The 22,216-nt window shown below is 42.2% G+C and carries 23 protein-coding genes and 2 pseudogenes; 24 read left to right on the forward strand and 1 reads right to left on the reverse strand.

Annotated features, from left to right (window positions below):
* The first annotated feature begins 185 nt into the window (after positions 1-185).
* The 11 genes from polA (at position 186) to STRDD10_RS03415 (ending at position 12,520) form a co-directional block, all read left to right on the forward strand.
* Positions 186-2,822, forward strand: coding sequence for a DNA polymerase I (gene polA, locus STRDD10_RS03365; RefSeq protein WP_067193140.1), 2,637 nt, complete (start codon positions 186-188; stop codon positions 2,820-2,822).
* A gap of 155 nt (positions 2,823-2,977) precedes the next feature.
* Positions 2,978-3,412, forward strand: coding sequence for a CoA-binding protein (locus STRDD10_RS03370; RefSeq protein ID WP_067193143.1), 435 nt, complete (start codon positions 2,978-2,980; stop codon positions 3,410-3,412).
* Between the two features lie 103 nt (positions 3,413-3,515).
* The gene (locus tag STRDD10_RS03375; protein WP_067193145.1) at positions 3,516-5,408 is read left to right on the forward strand and encodes an SH3 domain-containing protein; all 1,893 of its coding nucleotides are present in this window, start codon (positions 3,516-3,518) and stop codon (positions 5,406-5,408) included.
* 58 nt (positions 5,409-5,466) lie between these two features.
* Positions 5,467-6,072: a DUF6287 domain-containing protein gene (locus STRDD10_RS11085; RefSeq protein ID WP_197458297.1), complete on the forward strand. Its 606-nt coding sequence runs from the start codon at positions 5,467-5,469 to the stop codon at positions 6,070-6,072.
* A gap of 122 nt (positions 6,073-6,194) precedes the next feature.
* The gene (locus STRDD10_RS03385) at positions 6,195-7,106 is read left to right on the forward strand and encodes a helix-turn-helix domain-containing protein (protein WP_067193148.1); all 912 of its coding nucleotides are present in this window, start codon (positions 6,195-6,197) and stop codon (positions 7,104-7,106) included.
* A 236-nt stretch (positions 7,107-7,342) separates the two neighbouring features.
* A complete protein-coding gene (locus tag STRDD10_RS03390) occupies positions 7,343-9,421 on the forward strand; it encodes a GBS Bsp-like repeat-containing protein (protein ID WP_067193150.1) in 2,079 nt (692 codons plus the stop codon).
* Between the two features lie 14 nt (positions 9,422-9,435).
* Positions 9,436-10,008, forward strand: coding sequence for a hypothetical protein (locus tag STRDD10_RS03395; RefSeq protein WP_067193152.1), 573 nt, complete (start codon positions 9,436-9,438; stop codon positions 10,006-10,008).
* Between the two features lie 81 nt (positions 10,009-10,089).
* Positions 10,090-10,755: a DUF6287 domain-containing protein gene (locus STRDD10_RS03400; protein WP_067193154.1), complete on the forward strand. Its 666-nt coding sequence runs from the start codon at positions 10,090-10,092 to the stop codon at positions 10,753-10,755.
* A 12-nt stretch (positions 10,756-10,767) separates the two neighbouring features.
* Positions 10,768-11,403 carry a DUF6287 domain-containing protein gene (locus tag STRDD10_RS03405; protein WP_067193155.1) on the forward strand — a complete coding sequence of 212 codons (636 nt, stop codon included), beginning with the start codon at positions 10,768-10,770 and terminating at the stop codon, positions 11,401-11,403.
* 292 nt (positions 11,404-11,695) lie between these two features.
* A complete protein-coding gene (locus STRDD10_RS03410; RefSeq protein ID WP_067193157.1) occupies positions 11,696-12,169 on the forward strand; it encodes a DUF6287 domain-containing protein in 474 nt (157 codons plus the stop codon).
* A 42-nt stretch (positions 12,170-12,211) separates the two neighbouring features.
* Complete coding sequence (locus STRDD10_RS03415; protein ID WP_067193158.1) at positions 12,212-12,520, forward strand: hypothetical protein; 309 nt, start codon at positions 12,212-12,214, stop codon at positions 12,518-12,520.
* Positions 12,521-12,559: 39 nt separating this feature from the next.
* On the opposite strand, the gene STRDD10_RS03420 is transcribed toward STRDD10_RS03415, so the two are convergent.
* Positions 12,560-13,384, reverse strand: a complete 825-nt coding sequence (locus tag STRDD10_RS03420; protein WP_067193160.1) for a DUF975 family protein — start codon at positions 13,382-13,384, stop codon at positions 12,560-12,562.
* A 168-nt stretch (positions 13,385-13,552) separates the two neighbouring features.
* Here STRDD10_RS03420 and tgt point away from each other — a divergent pair, with 168 nt between their 5' ends.
* The 13 genes and pseudogenes from tgt (at position 13,553) to rpsC (ending at position 22,215) form a co-directional block, all read left to right on the forward strand.
* The gene (gene tgt / locus STRDD10_RS03425) at positions 13,553-14,695 is read left to right on the forward strand and encodes a tRNA guanosine(34) transglycosylase Tgt (protein ID WP_067193162.1); all 1,143 of its coding nucleotides are present in this window, start codon (positions 13,553-13,555) and stop codon (positions 14,693-14,695) included.
* Positions 14,696-14,727: 32 nt separating this feature from the next.
* Positions 14,728-14,904: a nucleoside/nucleotide kinase family protein gene (locus STRDD10_RS10405; RefSeq protein WP_082782032.1), complete on the forward strand. Its 177-nt coding sequence runs from the start codon at positions 14,728-14,730 to the stop codon at positions 14,902-14,904.
* Between the two features lie 77 nt (positions 14,905-14,981).
* Positions 14,982-15,410 (forward strand): low molecular weight protein-tyrosine-phosphatase, encoded by a 429-nt coding sequence (locus STRDD10_RS03430; protein WP_067193164.1) that lies wholly within the window; start codon positions 14,982-14,984, stop codon positions 15,408-15,410.
* Complete coding sequence (locus STRDD10_RS03435) at positions 15,400-15,810, forward strand: MORN repeat-containing protein (protein WP_067193166.1); 411 nt, start codon at positions 15,400-15,402, stop codon at positions 15,808-15,810. Before STRDD10_RS03430 ends, STRDD10_RS03435 begins: the two co-directional genes overlap by 11 nt.
* Positions 15,800-17,613, forward strand: a pseudogene (locus STRDD10_RS03440) (acyltransferase family protein). The gene STRDD10_RS03435 and the pseudogene STRDD10_RS03440 overlap by 11 nt, the downstream one beginning before the upstream one ends.
* A 232-nt stretch (positions 17,614-17,845) precedes the next feature.
* Complete coding sequence (gene rpsJ, locus STRDD10_RS03445) at positions 17,846-18,154, forward strand: 30S ribosomal protein S10 (protein ID WP_003009585.1); 309 nt, start codon at positions 17,846-17,848, stop codon at positions 18,152-18,154.
* Positions 18,155-18,393: 239 nt separating this feature from the next.
* A complete protein-coding gene (rplC, locus tag STRDD10_RS03450) occupies positions 18,394-19,020 on the forward strand; it encodes a 50S ribosomal protein L3 (RefSeq protein WP_000160197.1) in 627 nt (208 codons plus the stop codon).
* Between the two features lie 25 nt (positions 19,021-19,045).
* A complete protein-coding gene (rplD, locus tag STRDD10_RS03455; RefSeq protein WP_067193167.1) occupies positions 19,046-19,669 on the forward strand; it encodes a 50S ribosomal protein L4 in 624 nt (207 codons plus the stop codon).
* Positions 19,669-19,965 (forward strand): 50S ribosomal protein L23, encoded by a 297-nt coding sequence (locus STRDD10_RS03460; RefSeq protein ID WP_067193169.1) that lies wholly within the window; start codon positions 19,669-19,671, stop codon positions 19,963-19,965. Before rplD ends, STRDD10_RS03460 begins: the two co-directional genes overlap by 1 nt.
* Positions 19,966-19,982: 17 nt before the next feature.
* The gene (gene rplB / locus STRDD10_RS03465; RefSeq protein WP_067193170.1) at positions 19,983-20,816 is read left to right on the forward strand and encodes a 50S ribosomal protein L2; all 834 of its coding nucleotides are present in this window, start codon (positions 19,983-19,985) and stop codon (positions 20,814-20,816) included.
* 96 nt (positions 20,817-20,912) lie between these two features.
* Positions 20,913-21,193, forward strand: a pseudogene (rpsS, locus tag STRDD10_RS03470) (30S ribosomal protein S19).
* Between the two features lie 11 nt (positions 21,194-21,204).
* On the forward strand, positions 21,205-21,549 hold the full coding sequence (gene rplV, locus STRDD10_RS03475) for a 50S ribosomal protein L22 (RefSeq protein WP_000818137.1): 345 nt from the start codon (positions 21,205-21,207) through the stop codon (positions 21,547-21,549).
* Between the two features lie 12 nt (positions 21,550-21,561).
* Positions 21,562-22,215, forward strand: coding sequence for a 30S ribosomal protein S3 (gene rpsC, locus STRDD10_RS03480; protein ID WP_006595187.1), 654 nt, complete (start codon positions 21,562-21,564; stop codon positions 22,213-22,215).
* Position 22,216: the final 1 nt, after the last annotated feature.

The raw sequence follows: 22,216 nt of genomic DNA on the forward strand, positions 1-22,216 counted from the left end.
TTTTGGTCGGTTATGGTAAGCTAGGAGTAGCTCATAGTTTTTCCTCGGGTTCTGTTCGTGTGCTTACTCACAGTTTACACCAATGAAATGCTATGAGTTTTTTTGTGGCACTATATTTTACAATTTATCTCTAACAAGAAGCCTCCTTTTCTATCTTCTCCTTCTTTTCATGGTATAATAGACCTATGAACGATAAGAAAAAATTACTACTCATTGACGGGTCGTCCGTCGCCTTTCGGGCATTTTTTGCCCTCTATCATCAGCTTGACCGTTTTAAGAATGCGTCTGGTCTCCACACCAATGCCATTTATGGCTTTAATCTCATGCTGAGCCATCTCCTAGAGCGGATTCAGCCGACCCATGTCTTAGTGGCCTTTGATGCAGGTAAGACCACTTTTCGGACGGAGATGTACGCGGACTACAAGGGAGGACGGGCCAAGACCCCGGATGAGTTTCGGGAGCAGTTTCCCTTTATCCGTGAACAACTGGATCACATGGGGATTTGCCACTACGAGTTAGCCCAGTATGAGGCAGATGACATCATCGGGACCTTGGACAAGCTAGCAGAAAAAGACGGTTTTGAGATTACCATTGTTTCTGGTGATAAAGACTTGATCCAGCTAACGGATGCGCATACGGTGGTCGAGATTTCTAAAAAAGGAGTGGCTGAGTTTGAGGACTTTACCCCAGCCTATCTCATGGAAAAGATGGGACTGACTCCCGAGCAGTTTATCGACCTCAAGGCTCTCATGGGTGACAAGTCAGATAACATCCCTGGTGTGACCAAAATCGGGGAGAAAACAGGGATCAAGCTCCTTTTGGAGTATGGGTCATTGGACGGGATTTATGCGAATATCGACAGCATGAAGGCTTCCAAAATGAAAGAAAACCTCGTCCAGGATAAGGAGCAGGCTTATTTGTCCAAGACACTGGCTACGATTGACATCCAGGCACCGATTGAGATTGGTCTAGAGGATATTGTTTATTCGGGACCGCAAGTGGAAGCTTTAGCCAAGTTTTACGAGGAGATGGGCTTTAAGCAGTTGCGTCAAGCACTCGATGTGGGAAGCAAGCGGGAACCTCTTGCCCTTGACTTTGAAGAAGTCGATCACGTCACACCAGAGATGCTCTCTAGTGACAGTCTATTTCATTTTGAGATTCTGGGTGAAAACTACCATACAGAAGAGATGATTGGCTTTGCCTGGACGACTGGAGAAAAGATCTACACTTCAAGGGATTGCCAGCTCTTACAAACACCTGTTTTCAAGACCTATTTAGAACAAACGCCTCTCAAAGTCTATGACTTCAAGCGAGCGAAAGTCCTGCTCAGTCGATTGGGGATTGAACTAGTCAAACCTGCCTATGATGCGCGACTAGCCAAGTACCTGCTTTCGACTGTTGAGGACAATGACATTGCGACCATCGCTCGTCTCTACGGGCAGATTGAGCTTGCGTTAGATGAAGAGGTCTATGGCAAGGGGGCCAAAAAAGCTGTCCCTGAAAAGGATGAGTTTCTAGCCCACTTGGCGCGGAAAGTTGCCGTCTTAGCAGAGACAGAAGAGCCTATGCTTACAAAGCTGACAGAACAAGGTCAGCTGGACCTTCTGCTGGAAATGGAGCAACCTCTAGCTGATGTCTTAGCCAAGATGGAAATCGCAGGAATCAAGGTCAAACGCGAAGCCTTACTTGAGATGCAAGCTGAAAACGAAGAAGTCATCCAGCAGTTAACCCAGGAAATCTATGACCTAGCAGGTGAAGAGTTCAATATCAACTCGCCGAAACAACTTGGCGTTCTGCTCTTTGAAAAATTGGGGCTCCCGGTCGAATACACCAAGAAAACCAAGACAGGTTATTCTACTGCAGTCGATGTGCTAGAGCGCTTAGCACCCATTGCTCCGATCGTCAAGAAGATCCTTGATTTCCGGCAAATTTCCAAAATTCAGTCCACCTATGTGGTAGGCCTGCAAGATTGGATCTTGGAAGATGGCAAGATTCACACCCGCTATGTGCAGGATTTGACGCAGACAGGTCGCCTGTCCTCAGTGGATCCCAACTTGCAAAATATCCCGGTCCGTTTGGAGCAAGGTCGCCTCATCCGGAAAGCCTTTGTGCCAGAGTGGAAAGACAGTGTCCTTCTAAGTTCGGATTATTCTCAGATCGAACTTCGAGTCCTAGCTCATATCTCTGCAGATGAGCATTTGATTGAGGCCTTTAAGCACGGTGCGGACATCCATACTTCTACCGCTATGCGGGTCTTTGGGATCGAAAAACCAGAAGACGTAACGGCCAACGACCGTCGAAATGCCAAGGCCGTTAATTTTGGAGTCGTTTACGGGATCTCCGATTTTGGCTTGTCCAATAACCTCGGGATTTCCCGCAAGGAAGCCAAAGACTATATCACCACGTACTTTGAACGTTTCCCAGGAATCAAGAACTATATGGACACGGTGGTCCGAGAAGCAAAAGACAAAGGTTATGTAGAGACCCTCTTTAAACGCCGCAGAGAGTTGCCAGATATCAATTCTCGTAATTTCAATGTTCGTGGGTTTGCCGAGCGGACGGCCATCAACTCGCCGATTCAGGGTTCTGCAGCGGATATTCTCAAGATTGCCATGATTCGATTGGATGAGGCTTTGACAGCTGGCCATTACAAGGCCAAGATGCTGCTCCAAGTCCACGATGAAATCGTCCTAGAAGTGCCAAATGATGAGCTAGATGCTGTGAAAAAGCTAGTCAAGGACACCATGGAGGCTGCGATCGCCCTCGATGTGCCACTAGAAGTGGATGAAAATGCCGGAGAAACCTGGTACGAAGCCAAGTAAGCCAAGCTCTGTTTGACAGCTGAAGCTTTTATCAAGGAACAGCCGTCACCTCGACCTCCCTTAGGTCTCTTTCAAGGAGAAAAAGGGTGAAAGGGAGCTACCTTTCAAATCAGCAATAGAACTAGACTAAAACGACCAAGCAAAAGGAGAGAAACATGACCTATTCCTTTCACAATCCTAGCGATGGGATTCTAAAGCAGTATTTGGAAACGAGCAAAACAATCGCTGTCGTGGGCTTGTCAGATCGTGAAGATGTGACCAGTCACCGTGTGTCGAAAGAGATGCAAGAGCAGGGTTACCGCATCATTCCGGTCAATCCCCGTGCAGCGGGTGGTCAGATTTTAGGAGAGACCGTGTATGCGCGTTTGCAGGACATCCCTTTTTCTGTGGACATCGTGGATATCTATCGCCGCAGTGAGTTTTTACCAGATGTGGCTCGAGATTTCCTGGAGACGGATGCCAAGATTTTTTGGGCACAGTTGGGACTAGAAAGCCAGGAAGCAGAAGAAATCTTGCGTGATGCGGGCCGAGAGGATCTAGTCATGAACCGTTGTATCAAGCAAGAATATGTTCGCTTGTGCCTAAATTAAGAAAAAAGTGGAAAAAATTCCGCTTTTTTATATTTTTTTTAAATATCTTCCGAATAGAGGAGTGAAGGTAAGTTTAGCCTCGATTTGATTTAAAGGAGATTATATGAAAGAATTATTTATTAGTGTTCACCGTTTTTCTATTCGTAAGTATTCATTCGGAGCTGCATCTGTACTTTTAGGAGCTGTCTGCTTGGCTCAGGGGCCAATCGTCTCTGCAGATCAAGTAGTAGATAGTACAGAAACTGCAGTTCTTACAGTCGAGACGCCTTCAGAGACTTTAGTTGTCTCAGAGTCCTCTGAAATGAAGTCTGATGCAAGAACCGTAGCAGAAAATGGGCAAGTATCGTCGCAGTCTGATGGGGAGACAGCTAGTGCAGTAGTTCATTTAGAAGAAGTTTCTGTTGTATTAACAGAGAGCTCCGACTCCAATGATGGAGCTTCAATTGGAAGGGAAAAAGAAGCAAATGAAGCTTCTCTCTCAAAGGTTTCTACTTCAGATACGACAGGACCAGAAGTTTTAACGGTAGAAAGTAGAACGACGGAAACTCCAGTTGTCAAAAAAACAAAAGGATATGCAGCAGCAAAGGTTGAAAAACCAGCAACATCCATCAGTACAGATACTACACGACGTCGGGCACCAAAGAAAAGTAAAGAAACTGAAAATATCCGAGTGGAAGGTCAAGGGCAGTTAGATGAAAAATCAGCAATAGTTCTTGAGCTTGAGACATCTGTGAATTCTCCTCAAACTGAAAAACTTAGTCAAGGCACAACGACATTCTATAGCAGCCGAAGTGCATCTGCCGCGCGTGGAGATGATTATCCAGCTCGATTCAAATATAGTAGCACAGGGATTGATGATTGGCGTTTGTATGTTCGTCAATGTACTTCATTTACAGCCTATCGTCTCAGTTCGGTCAATGGTTTTGAACTTCCTGCTGCTTATGGAAATGGTGGACAGTGGGGATACCGTGCTCAACGAGAAGGTTACCGTGTAGATAAAAATCCAGCCATCGGATCAGTTGCTTGGTGGGATGATGGAGGATATGGTCACGTTGCTTGGGTATCCAATATTCTAGGTTCAGCAGTTGAAATTGAGGAGTACAATTTCAACTGGAGTGAATCGTATAACAAGCGTACGGTAGCTATTTCTTCCGTTTCCGGTTTCATTCATTTTAAAGATTTAGCTGGAGTCGGTCAAACGACAGCGCAGCAATCTGCCACAGCAACTAACGGCCAAGTTATTGCTGAAAATGGGGTCTATACCTTTAGTCATCGGTCTAGTATCCGATATGAAGCTTCTCTCTCTAGTCCAGAGTTAGCTTACTATGATGCTGGACAAACGGTTAATTATGATCAGAAATTAGAAGCAGATGGACATGAGTGGATTTCTTACCTTTCGTTTGCAGGAAATCGTCGTTATATTGCTGTCAAAGAACTTGCAAAACCAGCACCAAAAGAAAGCACCAAGCCAACTACTGGAACGATCACTATCCGTAATAATAATACGAAAACAGGCAGTTTTGACATTGTTATTTCAGATGTGTATAATAGTAAAGGGATTGGAGCAGTAGTTGTTCCTACTTGGTCAGATACAGATGGACAGGATGATATTAAGTGGTATGAAGCGATTCGTCAAGCGGACGGCACCTATAAGCAAACGGTTAAAGCCAGTGATCACAAGAACTCCACAGGCCTCTACCATGCCCATCTCTATTACCGTCAAGCAGATGGCACTCTTGTAGGAGTAGGAGGTACAACAACTACTGTCAGCCTGCAAGCACCACAGGTTCAACAGCCGACGATCCCATCAAGTGGAACCTATCGATTTACAGGACGTGCAGCTGTTCGACCTGAAGCACGCATGGCTAGTGCAGAGCTAGCTCATTATGCAACTGGTCAGACAGTGAACTATGACCGTGTTCTTCAAGCAGAAGGGCGCACTTGGATTAGTTACATCGCAGGTAGTGGCAATCGACGCTACATTGCTATTACATAAACATTGAAAGCTAGCTTAGGCAGGCTTTTAAAGAGATAGAAAAGGAATGATTATGAATATGAACAGTAAATCAGTTACAACTCTTGCGGGCCTTGCCCTTGCTTCAGCCTTGTTGTTAGGCGCATGCACAAACAGTCAGAGTCAATCGAAAAGTACGACATCAACTTCTTCTAGTCAAACAACTAAAACAAGCAGTTCGTCATCATCTGGGAAGGCTGGTTCATCGGTAAACTCTAGTCAGACGGTAGAAGGAGCGACTGGGACGACTTTGATTACACCAGAAACAGTGGCTTCTGCTACGAATGTTGCTAGTGAATCTGTAGAGACTGTAGAAGAGACGCCAGCTACAGACCAAGTAGCAGATGAGAGTGTTTTTGCAAACTTTGTCGGCACTTGGTCTAATGACCAAGGTTACACGATTACGATCAACCCTGATGGAACTACAGCAGACGGTGGAAAGTTGGAAACTAGAAATGGTGCAGTAATCGGAATTCGTTCGCTAGAAGGATTTGGAGCGGCGGTTTTCTATGCTTCTAGTGGACAAGAATTTTCTCTAGCAGAAGAGGACAAAGCTTTCACAGAAGGAACAGATATCAGCAAAGAACGCTTGGTGATTGCCCAAGATTTGAGTGCTATGGCGCATCCATACTACCGTGCAAACTAAACAGTGATTCAGAGATTAGACAGGTGTCTGGTCTCTGTTTTTGATTGAAAATACCTATATAAATTGATATAATGACAGAAAATAAAACGATTTTATAGCTATTAGTCAGGAGGGCGACTGATATGGGTGAGCTAGATTTTGGTCAACGATTGAAAGAATTGAGAAAAAAGAAAGGTCTGACCAAAGAAGAACTCTGTGGTGATGAGGATGAACTTTGCGTTCGTCAACTGACTAGATGGGAAACAGGTAAGGCGAAGCCTGGTTTGGATAAGCTCACTATACTGGCTAGTAAGCTAGGCATGACCGTTTCTGACTTGATAGGAGAGACCGCTCCACCTCTGCCTGAGGACTATCTTAAGCTGAAGTATCAGCTGATACGGACAACTAGCTATGGGGATAAGGATGTTTTATCGGAGCTTGACGAGGCGGTAGATGCTATTTTTGCTCGCTATTTTGATGATTTACCTGAGGAAGAGCAATTTATTATCGAAGTGCTACAGTCAAAACTTTACACTTATGAGATGGAGGGTGAGCGATTTGGCAAGCCTATACTAGAAGAGAATTTGTCGAAATTAAGGGATAAAAAACAGTATACCATCAATGATTTATTGATTGTAGATTTATATCAAACTCACTTGGATGATGAGGACTTGCTATCAAAATCCTTTGATATTGATTGTTTTAACGCAATTGTGAGAACGACCTTGGATAGTATAGAAGGTCTGGGAAGAGAGTATTTGTTTAAGGCTAGGGATGTGTTGTTATATGTTCCTTATGCGGAGTTTATTCGAAAGGATTTCCGCTATTCTAAGGAAGTTTTGGAATGTCTGAATACTATTATGACGATGACACAGGACTATCAGCAAAAACCACTTGTTAAAATGATGGAATGGCAGTACTTACTAGGCTATAAGCAAGATGTGGATGGAGCGAAAGAATGTTACCAAGAGGCTGTTTCGCTTGCAAAGTTATTTGGGAACGAATTTCTAGCTGAAAAATTGACAGAAGAGTGGGAGAAAGATTTGAAAAAATAAGAACAGGACTTATAAGTCCTGTTCTTATTTTTTCATCAGAGTTATAATAAGCACAGATAAAGCAAGTAGGAAAGAGGTAAGAACAATGAATTTTTGGTGTCTATTGTCAGCTTGGTTTAAATTCTAATAGTACTTATTGGAATTCAAACTTTAGTAGTTGCTGGTTTCTTACGCATCTTTTTATCTTATCATAGTTTGCTTTCCATTTTAATGAAAACATAAAAGAGGTTCATACAATGAATAACACAAACAAACTTAATCGCTTTTCAATTCGTAAATACTCCATTGGAGTTGCTTCTGTTCTAGTTGGCTTTGCCTTCCTAGGTACACCAGTTTTGGCTGACCAAGTTACTTCAACGGATCAAGAGCCTGCACTAACCGTGACGGTAGATGTTTCTAAGGAAACGGTGGAAATACCTACACCAGAGGTCGTTAAAGAAGGTGCTAAGGCAGCCAAACCAGAAGTTGAAGTTGTGAAATCAGATCCAGAAGTAGTGGCTGAGGCATCAACTGTGAAATTAGAAGTAGCAGTTGAAAAACCTTCCGAAACCACAGCTACTGAAAAAACAGCAGTAGAATCTCCAGAAGCGGTAGTTACTACTGTTGATGAAAAATCAACGGAAGCAACTAACCTAGTAACGAAGAAGACTGTTGGCTATGCTGCATCAAACATTGATAAGCCAGAAACTTCCATTGTCAATGATGTGACACGAGTGCGTGCTGTCAAGAAAGATGGTAAGTATGTCCGCTCTACAGAAGTTGCAACGCCAGCTGAAAACGGTCATGTAGCCTTGCTTGCGACGGAGAATGGAGGTGCTGTAGGTGATGATTATCCTTCTTACTGGAGAAATCCGAACGCTACTGATTCATGGGGTTATAATCAGGCTAATTGCACGTCCTTTGTTGCCCATAGGCTACATAATATCAATCATTTTGAAGTCCCTAGAGGTTTAGGAAATGGGGGACAATGGGGAGCTAGCGCAAGAAACTTAGGCTATCGTGTTGACAATATTCCTACTAGAGGTTCAGTAGCTTATTCCACTGATGGTGGGTATGGTCATGTAGCTTGGGTTGCCAGTGTAGAAGGAAGTAGACTTCTGATAGAAGAATATAACTGGTATACCCCTAGAGGAATGGACTACTCTTATCATACAAGATACCAAAATGCGAATGAATTTACTGGCTTCATCCACTTTAAAGATATTGCTGGTGGTGCAAGCCACACTTCAACTACTCCGACACCAGATCCGAATCAAGGAACACCATCTAGCGGTAGATACACTTTCTCAAGTCGTGCCAGCATTAAATTAGAACCTAAGATGTCTAGTCCAGAACTCGCCTACTATGATGCTGGTCAATCTGTTAACTATGATCGTAAGTTAGAAGCAGATGGTCATGAATGGATTTCTTATCTATCCTTCTCAGGGAATCGTCGTTATATCGCTATCCGTGAGACTGCCAAACCTCAGCCTACAGTTGTTAAGGGAAATATCAATGTTAGAAATATGGATGTTGTTAACGGTAGCTTTGATGTAGTCATTGATAACGTTTCTAGTAATAAGGGATTAAAAACAGTTAGTGTACCAATTTGGACTGAAAATAACGGACAAGATGATATTATCTGGTACACTGCTGATCAGCAGTCTGATGGCACCTACAAAGTAACTGTAAATTCTTCAAAACACAAAAACGAACGAGGACTTTATAATGTTCATCTCTATTATGTACTAAATGATGGACATCTCCAAGGTGTCGGAGCAACTCAAACTACTCTTGGTAACCGCCCTCAATCCGAAGAACAAGAACGATTAGGAACTATTCGTGTTGAAAACAAAAATACAGGTGAGTTTGATGTAGTAGTATCTGATGTCTATAGTCCAAATGGTCTCAAGGCTGTCAAACTTCCAACATGGTCTAAAATTGATGGGCAAGATGATATCATCTGGTATACTATGTCCCGTCAACCAGATGGCACTTATCGCCAACATGTAAAAGCTAGCGACCACAAAAATTCAAGCGGTGAATATAATATCCACTTGTATTATGAGCAGAATGATGGTACACTAAAATGGGGAGGCGGTACCACTACAAATGTGCAAGCAGGAGTAGCCGTGCCTAATATCCCATCCAGAGGTGTTTACCGCTTTACAGGCTATGCAGCTATCCGACCAGAACCTAGCATGTCAAGTGCCGAGTTGGCTCACTATGATGCAGGAAACATGGTCAACTATGACAGAGTTCTGACAGCGGATGGTCATGCTTGGATTAGCTACATCGGTTTTAGCGGAAGCCGTCGCTATATCGCTATCAATTAGCAAAGGAGTTCATCATGAAAAGTAAGAAAACACGTTTTACAGCCTTAGCCATTGTTGCCTTAAGCTCTGCTCTTTTCCTCGGAGCATGCGGTGGTCAAAAACAAGCAACGACAAGTTCAAGCTCTAGCAAGACAAGTCAGGTGACAAAATCTAGTAAGATGACTAAATCTTCTAGTAAAGTGAAGACGGAAAAGAAAACGCAGGCTTCTAGTTCAGAGGAAAAGAAAGCAGAAGTCTCTGAAAATGCTGGTGAAACCAAACAAGTAAGCCCAGCTAAAGTAGCGGAAGAAAATCAGCAAGAAGAAAAGCAGGAACAGCCAACGAATACTCCAAACAGTGATAAGACTAAGGAAGAAACTACAGAACCTGGTCGCGGTGGGAGAGAGGTGACTTCAGGTACTCTAGACATCGACAAGGATGTTCCTGTCTATACTTCTACGGATAAAAGCACTGTGGCTTACACACAGCCAGCTGGAACGAGTGTGGACTGGGACGATTATCTAGTTAATGTGAATAACGATTATTGGTATTCTTTCGTAAAAGATGGAGTGCGATATTACATTGCCTATTCTGATATTGGTCATTGACGAGTAAGGAAATGTGGGAAAGTATTTAGTCTATCTTTTATTTTGGGTGTGACCCTATGGAGGAAGATAAAGGAGTTCATCATGAAAAGTAGAAAAACACGTTTTACAGCCTTAGCAGTAGTAGCTCTAGCTTCTGTATTCTTCTTAGGAGCATGCGGCGGACAAAAACAAGCAACGACAAGTTCAAGCTCTAGCAAGACAAGTCAGGTAACAAAATCTACTAAGATGACCAAATCTTCTAGTAAAGCTAAGACGGAAAAGAAAGCTAAATCAGAAGAAACTAAGCCAGAGGCGACTCAAGATAAGACTTCTGCTTCAGCTAAGCAAGAAACTAGCTCAGCTAAAGTAGTGGAAGAAGAGAAGTCTCCTAATCCAACGAATCAAACGCCTGCTCCTAAACAAGATAGCGAAGCTACCCAAGCAAGTGCAGAAACTAATAAAGACTACTCCTTAGTAGCAGGTACTTGGCAGAATGACGAAGGTCAAACAATTACGATTAATCCTGACGGAACTGTTTCTGGTGGTTCTAAGTTAGAAGATGGAGAACAGCGTGATGGATATTATCACGCAGGTATTCGCTTCCCAGAAGGGGCGGGAGCTGCGGTATTTTATGCAACTGCAGGGCAAGAATTTCCAGAAGCTATCGCAAGCAAGCAATTTACCGATGAGACTGACATCAATCGAGAACGTCTAGTCGTTGGTCAAAGTGAGGATGCAATGGCACATCCGTTCTATCGTACAGAATAGGGTGAATCTACCATGAAAAGTAGAAAAACACGTTTTACAGCCTTAGCAGTAGTAGCTCTAGCTTCTGTATTCTTCTTAGGAGTATGCGGCGGACAAAAACAAGCTACAGCATCTTCGAGCTCTAGCAAGACAAGTCAGGTAACAAAATCTAGTAAGATGACCAAATCTTCTAGTAAAGTGAAGACGGAAAAGAAAACGCAGGCTTCTAGTTCAGAGGAAAAGAAAGCAGAAGTTTCTGAAAATGCTGGTGAAACCAAACAAGCAAGCCCAGCTAAAGTAGCGGAAGCTACAAAGGAACAGCAGAGTCCTGCTAAAGATGAACAGAAAGAGGAAGTTTTAGTGATGGACGCAACTGCGATGGAAAATGGAGATTTCTCAAGTGTAGCAGGAACCTATCAAAATGATCTAGGTGACACGATTACGGTATCTGCTTCTGGTAGTGTGACTTATACTCGTGCCAGTGATGGTAGCACAGATACCAGTAGCCAACTTCTTAGTGGCACCATTCAAGAAACAGGTTATGTAGCGGTTTTCGCTCATAATGATGGTCAATCTAGCGACCCGATTTTCTTTGATAGCAATGGTCAAGTACGTTTTGGCTCTGATGCAGAATACGGCAAACAACACGTATTTTCCAAGGTAGGATAATTCCCTTGGGTTTACAGGATTTTCCTTGCAATCCTCATCCCCTAGTGCTATGCTACAAGTGTAATCGGGTTTCACCCAATCAAGGAATATAAGAACCTGTACTCACAGTGACATTCATCTGGTAAATCCATCTTTGTAAATACAGGTTCGAAAGGAGTTCATCCTGAAACAATCTAGAAAATTTACAGTTTTAGCTGTTCTTGCCCTTGGTTCAGCCCTCTTTTTAACCGCTTGCAGTGGTGCTAAGGAGGAGACTGCAACCTCATCTAGCTCTAGCACATCAAGTAGCTCGATGAAAACTTCGACAATAGTGGCTACGTCAAGCGCTGCCACCACAGCCAGTAGTCAAACAGCTGCACCAGCAACCGCCCAAGAGCGTCAGCCAGTAGCTCAGCCAGCAGCACAAATGAGCAGTCAATCTGGAGAAAAAGAAGCAGGTCAAGTGACAAAACCAGCTATACAGAATACCAAAAAAGCTAGTAATACCCGTGAAAAAGGTGTGCTGGATTTGACCAAGGGAGATTATAGCAAGGTTGCTGGTTCATGGGAAGACGGCAAGGGAAATGTCGTGACGCTGGATGGTTCTGGTACCGTAACCATCACAAAAGTAGGCGGTGAAGCTCAAGCGTATAATGTCTATGGTTACAACTATACCTTGGATGATGGTCAGTTCAACGCCCAGCTGTCAGGCGCAGATGGAAAAGAAAATATCCAAATCACAACAGGTGATGATGGCTCTGTGACAGCAGTTCAGTTAGTGCCGTAAGTCACAGATGTGTCATCTAATCCAAAAAGAAAAGAGAGAAAGATGGCAATTTTAGTAAATGAAAATATAGAAGAAGTACGAAATAGCAAGGGAGAGCTGAGAGCGACCTATGAGTACATTCGTCCACCACGACCGACTCTCATTCCCCTCGTCTTCATTTGGAATGATACGGACGACCTTCAGATGTTCCGTGTCTGCAAAAACGGCAAACCAATCGCTTTTCCCTTGGTTCATCCCCACACTCGTAAAACAGTTCCCATCAAGAGATTCATGAATGTTCGAGAAAATGATGTCATTACAGTTATTGAGCATTTGGATGAATATGTCTTTGACGGAACAGAATTTGACTAGAAAAGAACCCCAGTAGTTTAGAACTGCTGGGGTTTGGTTTTATTCGATTAAGGTAAGGAGTTTTTCGTAAAAGATAGCATCAGCGATAGCTTTATAAGGAATGACATAGATTCCTACCAATCCGAAGGAAATATTTACGAGAATGTACCAACCAATAAAGCTTAAATCAAGGATAAAACGTTTGAACTTATATCCTTTCATGATACGACGACTTTCCCGAATGATGGAGAAAGCAGATGGATAAGTGTCATTTTTTAAATGATTGTAGAGGATATAGTCTACTTGGGTGTAAGCGTAGTATTGGGGAACTGCGATGATAGTACCAATGATCATTAACAAGAAGGAGATCACGATAATAGTTATCACGCCTTCGTCGATTCCTCCCGTATAGCCAGAAAAAATTATTCCAAGGATGGAATAAATAACAAAGACAATAGTAGCGACAGTAGCAAGAAGGGACCAGAGGAAGAGGAAGAACTGTTTCAAGAAAATCGTTGCAAGAACTTTTCCAAATATCTGACCATCAAAGGCACGAAGAGAGTCTTTGAAATTCACTGCTTCACGTTCGCCATGAAGGACGTCTAAGTTAGTGAAATTAGCTGAAGTGGTAACCAATTGTAGCAAAAGCTGCATCACAAACACGAAGATTGTTCCAGAAAAAATATTGAAACCCAAACTGTAGTAATTAAAGTCTTCTATAGGATTTCCCGGTGTACTATTTCCGTAAGCCAAAGAGATTCGTTCATATACATTATATGAATTGGATAAGATGGCCGTAAGGATGGGGATTAGGTAGAGTAGAACAAAACCTGGCGTTTCCTTCTTTACTTGACGGGCTTTTTCCCGAATAGCACGGATATTCATAATAACCTCCAAAAATAAATTGATATCCTAATTATAGCATAAATGCTAAAATTAGTGGTAAATTTTTAAACTCGTGACAGTTCTCCCTTTTTTTGATAAAATCATACAGTATGCCTTTGGGCACAAAGTATGAACTGGGACTGTTTTTCCCAGCTTCGGAGGTAAAAAATGTCAGATTCACCAATCAAATACCGTTTGATTAAGAAAGAAAAACACACGGGAGCTCGTCTGGGCGAAATCATCACACCTCACGGCACCTTCCCGACACCTATGTTTATGCCAGTTGGGACCCAAGCCACTGTCAAAACTCAGTCTCCTGAAGAGTTAAAGGAAATGGGCTCAGGGATTATCTTGTCCAACACCTACCATCTCTGGCTCCGTCCTGGAGATGAACTCATTGCCCGTGCGGGTGGTCTTCACAAGTTCATGAATTGGGACCAGCCAATCTTGACAGATAGTGGTGGTTTTCAAGTTTATTCCCTAGCGGATAGCCGAAATATTACCGAAGAAGGCGTGACTTTTAAAAACCATCTCAATGGTTCCAAGATGTTCCTCTCACCCGAAAAAGCTATTTCTATTCAAAACAATCTTGGAAGTGACATCATGATGTCCTTTGACGAGTGTCCCCAGTTTTATCAACCTTATGACTATGTCAAAAAGTCCATTGAGCGAACTAGCCGGTGGGCGGAACGGGGACTCAAAGCTCACCGTCGTCCGCAGGATCAAGGACTCTTTGGAATCGTTCAAGGAGCTGGATTTGAAGACCTTCGCCGTCAATCCGCACATGATCTCGTTAGCATGGATTTCCCAGGCTACTCGATTGGTGGCTTGGCAGTGGGGGAAACCCACGAAGAGATGAATGCCGTTTTGGACTTTACGACTCAACTTCTACCTGAAAACAAACCTCGCTATCTCATGGGAGTGGGAGCACCGGATAGCCTCATTGATGGGGTGATTCGTGGGGTGGATATGTTTGACTGTGTCCTGCCAACTCGGATCGCTCGAAATGGTACCTGTATGACTAGTGAGGGTCGGCTGGTAGTGAAGAATGCCCAGTTTGCGGAGGATTTCACCCCACTAGACCACAACTGTGACTGCTACACCTGTCAAAACTATACCCGATCTTATCTCCGTCACCTGATCAAGGCAGATGAAACCTTTGGTCTGCGTCTGACTAGCTACCATAATCTCTACTTCCTTATCAATCTCATGAAGCAGGTCCGTCAAGCCATTATGGATGACAATCTCTTGGAATTTCGTGAGCATTTTGTTGAGAAATATGGGTACAATAAATCAGGTAGAAACTTCTAATATGACCAAGGAAGAATTGTTAGACCAGCTGGTTGCAGAGACGGTTGGAGCGAGACACTGCCCATCGTAACCGCAAGATAGAAGAGATTGAGCGCAGTCACCAAGTCCGCCGCAGTCAGTATCGGCACTATTATCAGCCCCATACAGAAAAGGCAGATGTGTTCATCGACCAGTCAGGAGATGGATTTCAAGTTTTGGATATAAGGTAAATAGTGAGTGGTGATAGGAAAGAGAGATTTTTCTTGTCACCATTACTTTTTTGATATAATAGACATGAGGTATTGCAATGAAAAAAATTGTTTTTGTCTGTTTAGGCAATATTTGCCGGAGTCCTATGGCAGAGTTTGTAATGAAAGGGTTGGCAGATCAGTTTGAAGTAGAGAGTCGAGCTACTTCATCATGGGAGCACGGCAATCCTATTCATATGGGCACTCAGGGAATATTTCAACGTCATAAAATTGCATTTGATCCAAGTAAGACATCCCAACAAATAAGTAGTGCTGATTTTAAAAACTTTGACTATATTATCGGTATGGATAGTAGTAATGTTGCTGATTTGAAACGGATGGCCCCTAGAAATTGTCAGAGCAAAATTTACCAATTTGCACAAACTAGTGTACCCGATCCTTGGTATACAGGAGACTTTGATGAAACTTATGAGAGAGTACTAAAAGGATGCCAGGAGTGGCTGAAACGGATTGAAAATGAAAGTTAAAGAATTACAAGAAAAGATAAAGACCTATCTGACCCGTCCCAATCTTGAAAAAGCAGGTGTGGGACTGATTTTACTGTCTTTATTAGGTGTTTTGGTAGGTAGTATAGGTCTTCCTGGGTCCCTGACATTGGCGGGAGGAAAGCTTCAGTATGAGGGAACGGTTCAGCGTGGCAAAATGAATGGACAGGGAACTCTAACATATGAAAATGGAGATACCTATACAGGTTCTTTTAAAAATGGAACGTTTAATGGCTACGGAACTTTTACCTCTAAACAAGGATGGAAGTACGAAGGAGAATTTGTCAGTGGTGTCCCAGAAGGAAAAGGGAAACTGACAACTGAAGGTAGGGTAGTATACGAGGGAAATTTTAAGCAAGGAATATACCAAAATGCGAATTAAGTGGTTTTCATTGGTAAGAATAGCAGGGTTAGTGTTAGTGTTGCTCTATCATTTTTATCAAAATATTTTTTCAGGTGGATTTGTAGGTGTAGATATCTTTTTCACATTCTCAGGTTTTTTGATTACAGCCCTCTTATTAGATGAGTTTGCTCGTTCAGGAGAAATTGATTTAGTAGGCTATCTACGCAGGCGTTTTTATAGGATTTTCCCTCCACTGGTTCTCATGATTCTATTAGTAATGCCGTTGACTCTTTTAGTCCGGCAAGATTATGTAGCAGGGATTGGGTCGCAGATTATGGCCAGTTTGGGGTTTGTGACCAATCTATTTGAAATCATTTCAGGAGGCAGTTACGAAAGTCAATTTATCCCCCATCTTTTTGTACATACATGGAGTCTAGCTGTTGAAGTTCACTATTATCTTTTTTGGGGCTTAGGACTCTGGTGGCTATCAAAACACTCAAAAAATAAAGGAGCCTTTAGAGGGAGTGTTTTTCTCCTCTCGTCAGCCCTCTTTTTTGTCAGCTTTTTAGCGATGTTTGTATCGGCCTTTTCAGCACATGAATTTTCAGGCATATATTTTTCAAGCGTCACGCATATTTTCCCTTTTTTCTTAGGTTCAACTCTAGCAACGATTACAGGTGTAACTGATACAGCGCCATTACTAAGCCAATTGAAACAAAAAATGAGTTTAAAACAGACTCTTACTCTTGCGGGAGCGAGTCTGTTTGGATTGTTCCTCCTAACGTTTTTCCTGAAGTTTACTCATATCTCAACTTATTTAGTTGGTTTTCTGCTTGCTTCTATATTGACGACAACAATGATTCTTGCAGCGCGTCTTCTACATGAAAAAACCAAAAAATAAAAGAGCCTGCTATAGTAAATTTTATAGCGGATACGAGTTACGGAGTCTATCTTTTTCATTGGCCACTTTATTTGATTTTTGGTCAAATTATGTCCAATAATCTGGCGGCGTTATTGACAACATTTTTGTCGTTTGTATTTGCAGCTCTTTCTTTTTATATTATAGAACCTATTTTAGCTGGGAAAAAGGCAACGATTTTTGGGACTAAAATGGATTTAAGTTCCTATCTAAAACCGCTATTTTGGTTGGTTGTTCCGTTAGTATTGGTTACGCTAGTTCTGATGGTATTTTCGCCAAAAGTAGGGACATTTGAACAGAGTCTGACTGTTGAATCCTTAAATCAAGCGCAAACAAAGATGCAGCAAACAAGAGCCAATGTAGATCAAGCAAGAGCGACGGATTATAATGTAACTACAGGATCTAGTTTAATAGGAGATTCTGTAGCTCTTAGAGCTTCTGAATACTTAAAAGCGGTAATACCGACTATCGATATTGATGCATCAGTCAGTCGGAACCTTCAAACAGGAATGGAAGTCTACAATACTTCTATTAGTAACCACGTCTTAAAGCAAAATGTAATCATTGCCTTGGGAACAAACCCAGTTGATGATTTCAAAGAGGAACTTGATAAGTTGGTAACGAATTTACCAAAGGGACATCGTCTAATCCTTGTTACTCCGTACGATGGTCGTGTAGCTGGAGATGCAAACAGTATATCGGTGCAGACGAGGCAATATGAATTAGAGTTAGCTGAAAAGTATGACTATGTATCGATTGCAGATTGGTATCAAGTAGCACTTGAAAATCCTGATATATGGTTAGGGACAGATAATGTTCATTTTGGTTCAAACGCAGAGACCATTAAACAAGGTGGCGAACTATATGCGAATACCATTAAAACAGCTATAGAAAAGGTTGAAAACGGACCAGTAAAACCGTAAAGAAATCAGACATTTGTTCTGATTTCTTTTATTAAATAAAAAAGATAAAAAAAAGATTCAAAAGACTTGCAATACAAAGAATCATATGATATTCTATAATGGTGCTGTAAATTATACAGCTTTAGCTTTGATGCAAGAGGTTGCGACACGCTCGGTTGCATTGCCACGCAGCGCGCGTCGGTTTTCTTGTGGAGCTAGCCTATTATTTTAAATAGACGAAAAGGAGAAAAAGATGGCAAACAAAAAAATCCGTATCCGTTTGAAAGCATACGAACACCGTACACTTGATACAGCGGCTGCAAAAATCGTAGAATCAGCTACTCGCACAGGTGCTCAAGTTGCGGGACCAATCCCACTTCCAACAGAGCGTAGTCTCTATACAATCATTCGTGCGACTCACAAATACAAAGATTCTCGCGAACAATTCGAAATGCGTACACACAAGCGTTTGATCGATATCATCAATCCAACTCAAAAAACAGTTGACGCTTTGATGAAATTGGATCTTCCAAGCGGTGTAAACGTAGAAATCAAACTTTAATTGAAGTTAAGAGATTGTTCAAATATAATTGAACACGGGCTAAAATCTTGATAATAGCACAATCGAACACAGGCTAAACTCTTTACAAAAAAGATAGATTGCCTTGCGAGCAGGGCTCGCTTCTTCAATCTCCTATTTTTGTTGCGAGTTCTTAACGCCTTTAGTATCTTGTGTTTGAGCATAAAAAACGCTCGTTAAAAACTTTTTGAATAAAAATATAGAAAAGGAACTATTTTCTCATGACAAAAGGAATCTTAGGGAAAAAAGTGGGAATGACTCAAATCTTCACTGAAGCTGGCGAATTGATCCCTGTAACAGTTATCGAAGCAACTCCAAACGTGGTTCTTCAAGTTAAAACTGTTGAAACAGATGGTTACAACGCTATCCAAGTTGGTTTCGATGACAAGCGCGAAGTATTGAGTAACAAACCTGCTAAAGGACATGTCGCAAAAGCGAACACGGCTCCTAAGCGCTTCATTCGTGAATTCAAAAACGTTGAAGGCTTGGAAGTTGGTGCTGAAATCACAGTTGAAACATTCGCAGCTGGAGACGTTGTTGACGTAACTGGTACTTCTAAAGGTAAAGGTTTCCAAGGTGTTATCAAACGCCACGGACAATCACGTGGACCAATGGCTCACGGTTCTCGTTACCACCGTCGTCCAGGTTCTATGGGACCTGTTGCACCTAACCGCGTATTCAAAGGTAAAAACCTTGCAGGACGCATGGGTGGTGATCGTGTAACGATTCAAAACCTTGAAGTTGTACAAGTTGTTCCAGAAAAGAACGTTATTCTTATCAAAGGTAACGTACCAGGTGCTAAGAAATCTCTTATCACTATCAAATCAGCAGTTAAAGCTGGTAAATAAGTAAGGAAAGGGGAAAACAGTCACAATGGCAAACGTAACATTATTTGACCAAACTGGTAAAGAAGCTGGTGAAGTAGTTCTGAACGATGCAGTGTTTGGTATCGAACCAAATGAATCAGTTGTGTTTGATGTCATCATCAGCCAACGCGCAAGCCTTCGTCAAGGAACACACGCTGTTAAAAACCGCTCTGCAGTATCAGGTGGTGGACGCAAACCATGGCGTCAAAAAGGAACTGGACGCGCACGTCAAGGTTCTATTCGCTCACCACAATGGCGTGGTGGTGGTGTTGTCTTCGGGCCAACTCCACGTTCATATGGCTACAAACTTCCACAAAAAGTTCGTCGCCTTGCACTTAAATCTGTTTACTCAGAAAAAGTTGCTGACAACAAATTTGTAGCAGTTAATTCTCTTGAATTTGCAGCTCCAAAAACTGCAGAATTCGCTAAAGTTCTCTCAGCTCTTAGCATCGACTCAAAAGTACTTGTTGTTGTAGAAGAAGGAAACAAATTTGCTGAACTTTCAGCTCGTAACCTTCCAAACGTAAAAGTTGCAACAGCAACAACTGCAAGTGTTCTTGATATCGTAAATAGCGACAAACTTCTTGTTACTCAAGCAGCTATCTCTAAAATCGAGGAGGTTCTTGCATAATGAATTTGTATGACGTAATCAAAAAACCTGTGATCACTGAAAGCTCTATGGGTCAACTGGAAGCAGGAAAATACGTATTTGAAGTTGACACTCGCGCCCACAAACTTTTAATCAAACAAGCAGTTGAAGCAGCGTTTGAAGGAGTTAAGGTTGCCAATGTTAACACAATTAATGTAAAACCAAAAGCAAAACGCGTTGGACGTTACACTGGTTTTACTAACAAAACTAAAAAAGCTATCATCACACTTACAGCTGATTCAAAAGCAATCGAGTTGTTCGCTGCTGAAGCTGAATAATCTAAGGAGGAAATATCGTGGGAATTCGTGTTTATAAACCAACAACAAACGGTCGCCGTAATATGACTTCTTTGGATTTTGCTGAAATCACAACAAGCACTCCAGAAAAAACGTTGCTTGTTGCTTTGAAGAGCAAGGCTGGTCGTAACAACAACGGTCGTATCACTGTTCGTCACCAAGGTGGTGGACACAAACGTTTCTACCGTTTGGTTGACTTCAAACGTAACAAAGACAACGTTGAAGCAGTTGTTAAAACAATCGAGTACGATCCAAACCGTTCTGCAAACATTGCTCTTGTACACTATACTGACGGTGTAAAAGCATACATCATCGCTCCAAAAGGTCTTGAAGTTGGTCAACGTATCGTTTCAGGTCCTGAAGCAGATATCAAAGTCGGAAACGCTCTTCCACTTGCTAACATCCCAGTTGGTACTTTGATTCACAACATCGAGTTGAAACCAGGTCGTGGTGGAGAATTGGTACGTGCTGCTGGAGCTTCTGCTCAAGTATTGGGTCAAGAAGGTAAATATGTTTTGGTTCGTCTTCAATCAGGCGAAGTTCGTATGATCCTTGGTACTTGCCGTGCTACAGTTGGTGTTGTCGGAAACGAACAACATGGATTGGTAAACCTTGGTAAAGCTGGTCGTAGCCGTTGGAAAGGTATCCGTCCAACAGTTCGTGGTTCTGTAATGAACCCTAATGATCACCCACACGGTGGTGGTGAAGGTAAAGCACCAGTTGGACGTAAAGCGCCATCTACTCCTTGGGGTAAACCTGCGCTTGGTCTTAAAACTCGTAACAAGAAAGCGAAATCAGACAAACTTATTGTTCGTCGTCGCAACCAAAAATAAACTTAAGCGCGTAGCTTAATTATTCCGCCAGCTCGGTAGCACTGCATTTGCAGTGCAAGCCGTTGTGGTACAACATTTAAAGGAGAAAGAATTAAAATGGGACGTAGTCTTAAAAAAGGACCTTTCGTCGATGAGCATTTGATGAAAAAAGTTGAAGCTCAAGCAAATGACGAAAAGAAAAAGTAATTAAAACTTGGTCACGTCGATCAACAATTTTTCCAAGTTTCATTGGTTACACAATCGCAGTTTATGATGGACGTAAACACGTACCTGTTTACATCCAAGAAGACATGGTAGGACACAAACTTGGTGAATTCGCACCAACTCGTACTTACAAAGGTCACGCTGCAGACGACAAGAAAACACGTAGAAAATAAGGAGAACATAAATGGCAGAAATTACTTCAGCTAAAGCAATGGCTCGTACAGTACGTGTTTCACCTCGTAAATCACGTCTTGTTCTTGACAACATCCGTGGTAAAAGCGTAGCCGATGCAATCGCAATTTTGACATTCACTCCAAACAAAGCTGCTGAAATCATCTTGAAAGTTTTGAACTCAGCTGTAGCTAACGCTGAAAACAACTTTGGTTTGGATAAAGCTAACTTGGTAGTATCTGAAGCATTTGCAAACGAGGGACCAACTATGAAACGTTTCCGTCCACGTGCGAAAGGTTCAGCTTCACCAATTAACAAACGTACAGCTCACATCACTGTAGCTGTTGCAGAAAAATAAGGAGGTAAAAACGTGGGACAAAAAGTACATCCAATTGGTATGCGTGTCGGCATCATCCGTGATTGGGATGCCAAATGGTATGCTGAAAAAGAATACGCGGATTACCTTCATGAAGATCTTGCAATCCGTAAATTCATTCAAAAAGAATTGGCTGACGCAGCAGTTTCAACAATTGAAATTGAACGCGCAGTAAACAAAGTTAACGTATCACTTCACACTGCTAAACCAGGTATGGTTATTGGTAAAGGTGGAGCAAACGTTGATGCACTTCGTGCGGCTCTTAACAAATTGACTGGAAAACAAGTCCATATCAACATTATTGAAATTAAACGTCCTGACTTGGATGCTCATCTTGTTGGTGAAGGGATTGCTCGTCAATTAGAGCAACGTGTTGCATTCCGTCGTGCACAGAAACAAGCAATCCAACGTACTATGCGTGCAGGTGCTAAGGGAATTAAAACTCAAGTATCAGGTCGTTTGAACGGTGCAGATATTGCCCGTGCTGAAGGTTACTCTGAAGGTACTGTTCCTCTTCATACACTTCGCGCAGACATCGACTATGCTTGGGAAGAAGCAGATACTACTTACGGTAAACTAGGTGTTAAAGTTTGGATCTACCGTGGTGAAGTTCTTCCAGCTCGTAAAGACGCTAAAGGAGGTAAATAAC

This window comes from Streptococcus sp. DD10, from assembly GCF_001578805.1.
In the GTDB taxonomy this organism is placed as follows: Bacteria; Bacillota; Bacilli; order Lactobacillales; family Streptococcaceae; genus Streptococcus.